The sequence below is a fragment of the Roseivirga sp. UBA838 genome, from assembly GCF_002296035.1.
Classification (GTDB): domain Bacteria; phylum Bacteroidota; class Bacteroidia; order Cytophagales; family Cyclobacteriaceae; genus Roseivirga; species Roseivirga thermotolerans.
Map to the genome: position 1 here is coordinate 999 of NZ_DBHC01000007.1, position 11,168 is coordinate 12,166.

Consider the following 11,168-nt stretch of genomic DNA (forward strand, 5'->3'; position numbering starts at 1 on the left):
TCAAATTGTATCTTAGCTGAGGAGCTAGCCTTGATCTGAAGACGCGCTCTCAGTTGTGACTAGCATTCAAATTGTATCTTAGCTGAGGCCACCGGAAGGGCCAACACTAAAACGCCTAGTTGTGACTAGCATTCAAATTGTATCTTAGCTGAGGATACCCCAAGTTAAGCCTCATATTTTCAGAGACTTAGCTTGGGGTTTCTCGCTTTTAGAAAAGCTCTAATTGCTGGGTTGGCTGGGGCAATTCTTCTTTTTTGGCCGAGATAAATACTTCCATCATGCCAAACTGTTTATCCGTAATATGAAAAATACCCACATGTCCTTTGGGTGGAAGGTTCATTTTCACCCTTTTCATATGAACTTTTGCATTGTCCATACTTAAGCAATGCCTGAGAAAAATGGAGAACTGAAAACGAGTGAAGCCATCTTTTTCCAGCATATCCACAAACTTCCGATAATTGCGGGTGTCGGTTTTGGTTTCTGTCGGTAGATCGAAGAGAACCATTACCCACATGACTCTATATTGATTAAGCCTGTCAAAACTCAAAAGCTGGGAATTTGATTTCCTTCAATTCCTTGGAATAACACTTTTGCAAACTAGATGTAGTTTGTTGCAGCGCTGTCATTAATGGACTGGTTAAGCCATTTATCTTCACATCAAGAACAGGAATTTGTAAGAGCTTTTGCTTTAGAGCTGGGGTGAGTTCAGCATAGTTGTCTTCGGTTCTTACTAATTCCAATACCAGTTGATCCACAAAAGGCCTGTATGGTTCCATTACATCATCCGCTAGGCAGTAACTATTGTACTGGTTATGATGATGATAGCCAATGGTGGGCAAAAGACCCGAGACCATCAGTGAGCGTGAAACGGAGGCCCTCAGAATAGCGTAGCCATAATTTAAAAGATTGTTGGGCTCTCCTTCAAAACGGCCTCTTTTAAAGTTTTTTATAAGGTCAGTGAAAAGGCTTTTCCAGTAATATGCTGCAGCCCTTCCTTCAAGGTTATCTGGGTCACCGCTCTGCACTTTTCTTGCCCAGTGTTCCATGTTTTCTGCCGGAATACCATTGGCTTTGAGCAATGCCGCCTGGTTCCGGATTTTCGCCTTAATGGTTTGTTTCCACAACTTGCCCTTTAAGGAGTCTGTAGCGGCTAGCTGACTGCTCATTTGTGCAACTTGCTTGTGGTGCGTATTCAAATTCAACATTAAACCTTGAGGTAAATGATGAGCATCGCAGGTAATAATGGCCGCCTGATTGCCCAAAAGCTTGCTTATCAATGTATGACTAATGGTGATTTGAGGATGTTCCAATAAAACCACACCTATATCTTCAATGGGCATAGTTTTCTTTTGGTCGGCATTCGGATATTTGACAACCAATTGGTTTTTGCTGGTAGAAAGGTGAGCCGGGTTGCCAAATAAGAGTGTGCGTTTTATCATATGCGGTTCGTTTGAACCTTCCAAAAACTCTAAACTTTTGGAAGGTTAGCGTCTAAATATTCGTGTCTTATTCACTTGGTAATGTGTTTATATATGACTGATGAAAGTCTTCGAATGCGTTTTTGCCACCAAACCAATTAAGCACTTCTTGTCGGTTGACTTGTGTCGGTTTATCCGATAGAATGCTCTGATAACTTGAAAACCTCCAGTCTTTTATGTTTTGTACAAACCTATGGTGAATAGGGTTGGTGTGTATATAGGCAATTACTTTGGAGATGTAGTCATTCGAAGTAATCTCCTTCTTTTTAAAGTTAGGGGCAAAAAGGCTTCCCTTTCGGTTATGCCGTTTGTTAAAAGCCTGTGTATAACTGCTGAATAGACTTGCAAACTGCTTACTTAGGCGGTACTCTAGCTTTTGGAAAGTTTCAAACTTTCCAAAAGATGCTTCTATCTCCTCTTGATCCTTTATCAGAACCAAACAATGAAAATGGTTGGGCATTAGGCAGTTAGCCAGGGTGTTGGCAATCGGATTAATGTATTTGGTCCACTGCCTAAGAAAGTATTCATAGTTTTCTACGGAGATAAAAAGGTTGTCTCTTCCATTGGCATGATTATAAATGTGATAGTACTTTTCTGTTTGCATGTGCCGTGTCTTTTCAATTATGGTTAAGAACTTTGATCTCTTGGAAAGTTCTAAGCTTGCCAAGAGCAATTTCAATACTCTCCTACATGAACGATTTTTCCCAAATGGTTTATTCTCACTTTTATAATGCCCTCAATACTATTCAGACCCAATTGAGAGTGGTAAGCTACCCCATTTAACACCTTAATGGTTTCTACAGTTGTCTCCAGATGATGACGGAAGAAATAATTTTTACTGGCTATTTTTTGCACTCTGAAAAGGTGTTTACTTATTTGTGCCGAATTCTTCTCATCCAATAAGTCTACTTCACTAGGATCAAAGTCCTCTCCGGGAAACACAAACATTTCATTCTGTTTCATTGTAAAAAGGAATTGCCAACCCATATCAGCATTTAAGGTTTTATCAATAACGGGTAGTCCATTGTTAATTCTTGCAACTGCCTCATAAAAGGAAACAACACTTTCTTGAAGTTTGCCCTCTTTGTCTCGGAATATTGCGATGTGATGATTATTGCCTGTGCTGACAAAATCAGCTGGTTGAGAGTTGCCATTCTCATCCAGAATTTCTTTACCAAAATGGTCTTTCTTGTTGTGAAGAGCTTCTACCTGACTAACCCCTGTTATGGTTACTCGTTTTATACGAATTCCTTTTTCTTTATTGAGCCAAATAGGGTTTTTATCCAAATCAGAAAAAGCTGCTTTGGCGTTTCCGCCAGATTCTGCAAGCCTTGACTTCAACAACTCTCGCTGTTTGACATCAACTACCTTTTCAATACTCTTTTGATCCTTGAAATTGTCAGGGTTTACTTCTTTTCGAATCGTGTAAATGATGTCAAAACAATAGACTTCTTTCAAAGGCTGTCCTTTGTACTCTAGAGGAGATTTTTTTAGCGTTTTTGTACTAAAGGCCAACTCTGGGCTTTTATTAAACTTTTCCAAATGCGCTTCTACAATGGCTTTTTGCTCAGGGTGAACCACTAGCGCTAATTGCTCAATGCTAAATTTGGAATTGAGCTTGGTTGGCTTTTTTGATGGGCGTAGGATTTGTCCATACACGGTTTCTTTGTGCAATTGCCCCCGAGGTGTAAGTTGGATTCGGTTTTTGTGACTTCCTTTTGCTTTGTTGATATTTTGTGTGACAACCTTATTCTTGGTTTTAAACGAAACAAGTATTTGCTCAAGATGTTTTTTGGCCTCTTGCCTGAAATTATTCATAGGTGGCTCAAACTTCCGGTCTTTTTTAATCAGTTGCTCAATGGCCATTATATTAGAGTGTTTTTTATGGTTTTCATCTCTTCTGGCATTGAGGTAGTTGATGTATTGAATATGGTTGTGCGAAGTAAAAGCCACTGTAAGGGCATCCATGGCATGATGTCTGTGATCGTTGCGTTTAGTCCAATCTTTTATTACTTCTACCTCCTTTTCTTTTTCACGACCCGAATCCCATCTTTTTTCTACTTTCGTTAAGCCAAGCGATTTATATTTTGGAAGATTGAGTTCTTTCATCACATTGATCAAATCCCAATCAGCTCGCAATTGATCTGTTATACTCCCCGTTGTAGGAACTACCGATTCAAATACTTCTTCTAGCATAGCCTTGGCTTTCTTAGCTATATACTGACTGTTTCGCAGGTCCCTTTCAATAAAACCATCGGGTAATTTATTAGCCGGCATGAGCAACTTCTGGTATTTGGCTTTACTAATGGCTTCAGCCTTATAAAGCATTTCTACCCTATTTTTGTAGGCGTTCACTTCACTGAGATAGTCTTCCTCTATGAAATCAATGGCCGTACGGTCTCCTTTTTTTAGATTAACACTTCTGAAGGCAAGTGTTTTGTTTGAAAAGGAATCATCGAACAACAGGGCTTTTGGTATGATGTGTTCAATGTCTATGTTCTTTGAATAGAGTTCACGGTATTCAATTTTTTGGTTGGTGAAAATTGTTCTGCCTCCATTGTGCTGCAGCTCTTGCCAGAGCCTATATCTTATGACATCGTTTTTGGTAGGGGTAAAACCAAAGTCTTTTCGGATAATCTTACGGATTTCTTCATTTTTTTTGGTTGCCGTATTGATTGAACTTATGGCTTCTTCCCTTTCTTTGGCCGATTTTTTGAGCTCTCTGGCCAGTTCTATTCTTATTTCATCTGGTTTACCATATTCATCACATACCTGATTAATCAGGTTGATCATTTGGTTTAGGATTTTTTCTACTACTGGGTTCCTCAAGCTGTTTTTGGGCAATACTTCAAGCTTGCCTTTTAAACCCTTAGCTTTCCGCTCTTCCTTTGTCAAACTATTGGAGTGGTTATAGCCCGCAAGTTGACAGGCTTCAGAATAGATATGACCTGCCTGAAGAAAGGGTAATATTTTTCTTATGGCTCTTGCAGATAGACTGCCGTGATCTTCTTGTAAAGAAATATTGGCCAACATGGTTGCGTACTCTGGTTTAAAGCCGAATTTTGAATGGAGTGCCTTTTTTAAGTTGACATCGGCATTGCCATAAATCAGTCGATCTTCTTCACTTACTTTCTGATCGTCTTCTGCGGAATACAGCAGGTGCCAAAGTTGGTAACTCGGCTGTTTGTCAAATAACTCCCCTTCCTTGTTAGCGTCAAAATCCAAAATTTCCGCATCAATGCCAATCTCTGGAAAGATGGCTTTTAGCTCAGCTTTTATTTCTGAGGCCGACTTGATTGACCAATCAAAACCATAGCCCTCTCTCTCTGCAATCGCCTGATAAACGTTGTACAAAGCTTGGTTGGTGCGGTTGCCTTCTATAGGCCTAACAGTTTTCTTATTTCGATCTTGTACAGGTTGGTTTGTTTTCCACTCTTTATCAGAAAGTCCCAAAACGTTTAATACTTCTTTTTCAGATAGACTCCCTCTTATATTGAGTTCGTCAAAAAGCAGTTGTTTATCTTCTTCTCCTAAAGTGTACTGCCCCTCTGTCCCTTCATTTTTGGGGATGAATCTAAGGTTATTGATATTTTGCCAAATCTTGAACTCCTGGAATAAGGGAGAAGATTTGGGAATAACCCTGTGGCCAGTGATTTGCATTTTGGGTTGCCCCGTACTTTTATTTAGAATGGGTTTACCTTCCTTGTCTCTTTTTATGGCTTCCCAGCTTTCAAACTCGCAGAAACTCAGCAGGCCTTTTTGTGATTTGAGCTTGCGCTGATAGAAAATAATCGTATCACGTATTTCTTCTTTAAGCGCAGGGTTTAATTCCTTATGAAATTTGGTTTGAGTTTCCCAGATTTTTTCGAACTCATCAAGGTAATCCTGGCGATAGAAAACTTGGTTTTTAAGTGCGATATGAGGATTTTCTTCGATCTGTTTCCACAGATATTCACCTACAGTTTGGTTATTGATATATAAAATTTTGCTTCGGTCAGATATGGCACCTAAATACCCACTCGACTTATTTTTATCACTATTGATTTCTTGAAGAACGATAACCAGATGTTCGAGAGAAAGTTGATGAGATAGGGCGTCTACCCGGAGCTGATATCGCTGAATTTTTTGCTCATGTTTATTTCCATTCAACTTTATGCCTTCAATGGAAAACGGTTCTTTGCATATTGCCCAGGTTTGTTTTTTATTCTTGTCTTTGAGTTCTTTATAAAGAGCATCTGTAAGTATTTCTGGGTAATACGCTTTTTGATGAAGCCAGACCCTATCAAACTCTTCTTGTAGATCTGATCTGTAGAAGTCTGGAATGTATTTTTTACCCTCCTTTAGTTGTTCTAAGGCAAATTGTCCCGGTGTCAGGTTGTTATCGTAGAGTATTTTTGCGGTTGACATGCCATCAACGGCTACACCGTCTTCTTGGGTTTTTGTCTTTCTGCTACTTTTATAACCTCTCTTTTTATTAAGGGCAAAAAGCACTCTGGCTAATTCTTCTAATTCAATTTTTTCTCGGGCCGCTTTTGCTCTGAGCCGTAGAGTTTGGTGAGTTGTTCCATTTCCATTTTCAGCCAAAATAGAATCTCTGGTAATTATGCCAGCTTTTAAAAGAGAGTTGAACAAATGTTCTCTTCTTAGCTTGAACCGCTGTAAATTTCTTCTGGAGCTTCTTTTTGATGTTCGGTTTGCATTAGTGGAAATAGGCTTTCCCTTTTCGAAGTTGCTTTTCTCATCTACCGTTAAGGGGTTCACTCGTACGCCAAGTTTTATGATTCGGCCATCCAAAAGTTTCTTGTCGGAACCTCTTTTTTCTTCAACTAAAGCCCACCCAATTGAATTTGTGCCAAGGTCTAGGCCTAGAATTTTTCTTCTTTGAATCATACTTAAATGTAAATTACAAAATTTTACAAACCCTCACTCATGAAAGTCTATTATCTTTTATATATTTGTAGCGGACTAGTGATATTACTTTTAGAGTAAAAATATCCTCTAACCAGTTTTATGAGAATTGTATCATCGGCAAGTACCATACAGAAGAGTAATTCAATTTAGTCTGCAAAATCACGATTGTTCATGAGTGAGTTGTGATTAGTATTCTGATTGGAAGGGGGTATCCCCCTTCTTTTTATTTTCGTTTTGTCTATCACTGCTGTTTTGAGGTGTTTTTCATTATGTGCTATTTTATATTTAAAAAATTAAGTGTAGCTTCAAATACAATTTGAATACTAGTCACAATAAGGATTATTCCGTTGTGAAAACATTTAAAGCGGCCTTTACGGGTCGCTTTCTTTTTTAGTCTTTGAGAGTCTTCGGGTATTTAGGTGAAATAATTTCGCTAAAAAATATAAACTATCAAAGTGCGCCTAAAATTCAACAAGTTTGGGGATTCAGGTTTCAGGGTTTCCGGAACTTGATTTTCCACAAAAAAAACCCTGACGTTTCCGCCAGGGTCAGGTTCCATTCCACACGATTATTGGAGCACTAAAGGCTCATCATTTCTTTAAAGCGGGCGGCTTGTCTTCGGCTCACTTCTACTTTATCGCCTCCACGCAGCACAACCATTAACCCACCATTGAACCAAGATTCTATGCTTTCTACCCAGGTAAGGTTAATAATGTGCTTGCGGCTGGCACGGAAAAACGAACGGTCGTCCAGCTTTTCGTCCAGTGCATTGAGCGACTTGTGGATCATGGGTTTATAGTTGTCGAAGTATATTTTAATGTAATTACCATCTGACTCGAACAGGCGGATGTTCTCCAGCTTTACAAACCAGCATTTGTCTCCGTCTTTTACAAACACCCTATCGCTTGGTCCCAGCTTCTGAGGGTTGCTTTCGGTAGTGGCCTTGGGTTTGCTGTTGCGGTTAATCAGTTTTTGAACCGTTTCTTTGAGTCTGTCTGGCTCAATTGGTTTAAGCAGATAGTCCATGGCATTGTAGTCGAATGCCTTTAGGGCATACTCATCGTATGCGGTGGTAAATACAACATCCGGGACAGAGTCGAGCGATTCCAACAGTTCAAAACCTGTTTTACCGGGCATTTGAATGTCTAAAAACAGCAGGTCGGGCTTTAAGGCATTAATTTTTTCTTCCGCGTCCTCAGCATTCACGGCTTCGCCCACAATTTCTATTTCCTGAAATTCCTGCAAAAGATTCGTAAGCTCCTTACGAGCCAGTCTTTCATCATCTACAATAAGTGCTCTCATAGAATTTATATTTAAATGCGCTGAGGTATTTTCACTTCAGTCACAACAAACTTATCATTTTCGTTATAAATATTAAATGTGGCGGCATCGCCATAAATCAATTTCAGCCTTTCTTTGGTGTTCACCAAACCTACACCGCTTCTGGTGCTGGTTTTTTTTCTGTTCGGAAGCAATTGGCCGCTATTTCTGATTTTTATAACCAGTATGCTATCGTGTACTGCCGACTGAATTTCAATAAGGCCACCCTCCATCAGGTTAGAAACCCCGTGTTTGATAGCATTCTCTACCAGGGTTTGTAGCATCATGGGGGGTACATCGAATCGGTCGGAGCTGGGGTCTATGCGATACCTTACTTTCAGACGCTCTTCGAACCGAATACCCTCAAGCGCGAGGTAGTCTTTTACGGTGTTCAGCTCATTTCTAAAATTTACTACTCTTTTTTTATCGGTAATGAGCGAGTTGCGCAATATGTTAGAAAGTTGTGTGATGGCAATTTTGGCCTTAGCGGGCTCCTCGTCTACCAGCGCCCGCATGCTGTTAAGGGCGTTGAAAATAAAATGAGGGTTGAGTTGCGCTTTGAGTTGGTTGAGGTGCATTTCGTTCATGGCCGCCTCATATTTGAGCGAACGGTTGTTACTTTCCAGGTAGTGATAGAGAAAGTATACCGTGGACCAGAGAATGAAAAGCACAATGGAGGTAGCAAAGAGTAGAAGTACCTCGGTAACCAGGCTTGGGTCGTTGAACGATCGGGTGCCAAACACATAGTACATAAGAAAGGTGAGCAGGTTGGCCAGTATAGAAGCCAAAAGAATGACACCTAAAATTCTGGGAATTACCCGCGCAATGTTGATTTGTACCCACTTGCGCTTAATAATTATGTTTCTGATGAGGACGTGGGTAGTAAGAAAAAAGAATAGGCTATGAATGGCCAACTCGGTGCGCTGGTTTTGTACGGCCTTTTCTCCCAGCTCAAAGGGATCTAAGCCCTGCGAGATAAAGTTGGAGCCAAAGTAGAGCCCCCAGCCGAGTATTTGTAGAATCCAGTATAGTCTTTTCTTGCCCATGGTAGAACCCGAAAAATAAGCAAACCTGCCCAATCAAAACAAAGCATTGTTGCAAGAGGTAAACAACCAATATGGCTGGAAATCAGAGCGTATCTCCCGGCTTGTAGTCTTTGTTTCTAACAAAGGTGCGAATGATGAGCCTGGTGCCGCGGTCGTAGGTCAGGTAATTCCACACCCAGTTGGCCAAAATGACCAATCGGTTTCGAAAACCCACAATAGACATTAGGTGAATGAACATCCAGACCATCCAGGCAAACAAGCCACCAAAATGAAACTTAGGGAGGTCTACCACTGCGCGGTTACGGCCAATGGTGGCCATTGAGCCCTTGTCTTTATATACAAACGGTTTTAGCGATTTGCCTTTTTGTGCCCGCATAAGGTTTTTGCCGAGGTTAGTGGCTTGCTGAATGGCCACGGGAGCCACCATGGGGTGTCCTTTAGGAGTTTGCGCAGTATACATACCAGCAATATCTCCCAGGGCGAATACATCTTGCAGACCCTTTACTTCATTGAACTCGTTCACAATTATTCGTCCACCGCCAATGCTTTCTTTTGGCAAACCGTCCATAATATTGCCCGTAACCCCGGCAGCCCATATGACAGTTTTGGCCGGAATAACGGTGCCATCGGTTAGCACCACATCTCTACCATCATAAGAGACCAGGCGAGTGTTAAGCCTAACGTCAACATCAAAATCTTTGAGGTATAACTCGGCCTTGGCGCTCGATTTTTCAGACATGCCCGCCAGTAGTCTTGGGCCTGCGTCTACCAGGTGCAGTTTCATTATGTCGAAGTCAATATCAGGATAGTCGTTTGGCAACACATGCTTTTTGAGCTCGCCCAATGCCCCCGCTACTTCCACACCGGTAGGGCCTCCACCCACAATCACAAAGTTGGTCAGACGGTCTTTTTCTTCATCTTCTTTAGAAAGCACCGTTTGTTCAAAGTTTTGAAGCATGTGGCTGCGCAAATCCAACGCCTGTGGAATTTGCTTCATCGGAAACGTACGATTGTACATTTCCTTATCGCCAAAATAGTTGGTTTTAGATCCGTTGGCTATTACCAGAAGGTCATATTCTAACTCCCCCACCAGGGTCTTAATTACCTTTCTTTCCGAGTCTATCCCGGTAACGCGAGCCATACGAAAGTAAAAGTCTTTGTGCCGGGCAAAAAGCTGACGCAAAGCTCCCGCAATAGAGTCGGGTTCTAAACCGGCTGTGGCTACCTGATACAACAAGGGCTGAAATGTATGGTAGTTGTGCCGATCGAGAAGTACAATTTGAAAGTTGGATTTTTGAAGAGTTTTTACCAGTTGAATGCCGCCAAAGCCTCCGCCTATTATTACGATTCTTTGCTTGTCGGACTTCGGAATCTCCAGGTGGAGATGTTCAAAGCTGCTCATAGCCTGTGGGTTTGGAAGCATAACATAGGGCAAAATGTTTCGGTTCGCATACTTGTGAGTTTTTGTGGGAACATTGGCGTGTCAAAAAGTGTTAAAAGAGCAAATAATAAGAAGACGGTTATAATAGCAGTTCTTAGCTGCCGTTATAAAGTCAGAAAAAGGCAATTAAAATCGATGGTTGAAGTCAGGCTAACGAGCCTGACGTTGAGGTGTTAGATACAGTGTTGATTTTAATGTTTTGGTTGAAGATGGTGCTGTCCGCGGTTGCGGCAGCACTATTTTTTTGTAGCTACTTCTTACGTTCCCTTTTCTCGTCCGGACTTTGAGGAGGAATCTACCAAGTTAGTAGGTTAGACAGATGCTTCGGCTTCGCTCAGTATGGAAAGGGAGTGGCTCTGGTTTTGTTCGGCATAGAAAGATGACTTTACTCGCTAAATTCTGGCCGGAATTGGTGTCTACACCGACTCGCCTGTTAATGCCTTGGTGTGGACACCAAGACTGGCGTAAGGTTAGACAGATGCTTCTAGTGCCCCATCAAAGTCTCTCATAGAGGACTTTAATGAACCCTGCTTCGTTTCCATCCAGACTATGGTTGAAGTATCTGCTAGCTTAGAATGTTTGTGCAGGTGCTTCCACTTCGCTTAGTATGGAAAGGGAGTGACTCTCGTTTTGTTCAGCATAGAAAGATGACTTTACTCGCTAAACCCTGGCCGGAATCGGTGTCCACACCGATTCACCTGTTAATGCCTTGGTGAGGACACCAAGGCTGGCGTAAGGTTAGACAGATGCTTCTAGTGCCCCATCAAAGTCTCTCATAGAGGACTTTGATGGGCCCTGCTTCGTTCCCATCCAGATTATGGCAATGTCTTGGTGAGGACACCAAGACTGGCATGAGATTGGAGAGATGCTACGGCTTCGCTCAGCAAGGAAAGGGATCGGATTTGGCCTTGTTCAGCATAGAAAGATGACTTTATGCACTAAACCCTGGCCGGAATCGGTGTCCTCACCGAT

7 protein-coding genes are annotated in these 11,168 nt (G+C 41.5%); all 7 read right to left on the reverse strand.

Annotated elements, in window-relative coordinates:
• Window positions 1-208: 208 nt before the first annotated feature.
• The 7 genes from cas2 to B3O12_RS01125 all read right to left on the reverse strand — a co-directional run bounded on the left by cas2 (window position 209) and on the right by B3O12_RS01125 (window position 10,157).
• Entirely contained in the window at window positions 209-514 is a 306-nt protein-coding gene (gene cas2, locus B3O12_RS01095) for a CRISPR-associated endonuclease Cas2 (RefSeq protein WP_189628756.1), read from the reverse strand.
• 22 nt (window positions 515-536) lie between these two features.
• Complete coding sequence (cas1, locus tag B3O12_RS01100) at window positions 537-1,439, reverse strand: type II CRISPR-associated endonuclease Cas1 (RefSeq protein ID WP_286754991.1); 903 nt, start codon at window positions 1,437-1,439, stop codon at window positions 537-539.
• Between the two features lie 67 nt (window positions 1,440-1,506).
• Window positions 1,507-2,082, reverse strand: a complete 576-nt coding sequence (locus B3O12_RS01105) for a hypothetical protein (RefSeq protein WP_286754992.1) — start codon at window positions 2,080-2,082, stop codon at window positions 1,507-1,509.
• Between the two features lie 71 nt (window positions 2,083-2,153).
• The gene (cas9, locus tag B3O12_RS01110) at window positions 2,154-6,368 is read right to left on the reverse strand and encodes a type II CRISPR RNA-guided endonuclease Cas9 (RefSeq protein ID WP_286754993.1); all 4,215 of its coding nucleotides are present in this window, start codon (window positions 6,366-6,368) and stop codon (window positions 2,154-2,156) included.
• Window positions 6,369-6,968: 600 nt separating this feature from the next.
• Window positions 6,969-7,691, reverse strand: a complete 723-nt coding sequence (locus B3O12_RS01115; RefSeq protein WP_286744287.1) for a LytR/AlgR family response regulator transcription factor — start codon at window positions 7,689-7,691, stop codon at window positions 6,969-6,971.
• Window positions 7,692-7,702: 11 nt separating this feature from the next.
• Window positions 7,703-8,755, reverse strand: coding sequence for a sensor histidine kinase (locus B3O12_RS01120; protein WP_286754994.1), 1,053 nt, complete (start codon window positions 8,753-8,755; stop codon window positions 7,703-7,705).
• Between the two features lie 82 nt (window positions 8,756-8,837).
• Window positions 8,838-10,157: an NAD(P)/FAD-dependent oxidoreductase gene (locus B3O12_RS01125; protein WP_229838505.1), complete on the reverse strand. Its 1,320-nt coding sequence runs from the start codon at window positions 10,155-10,157 to the stop codon at window positions 8,838-8,840.
• Window positions 10,158-11,168 lie beyond the last annotated feature (1,011 nt).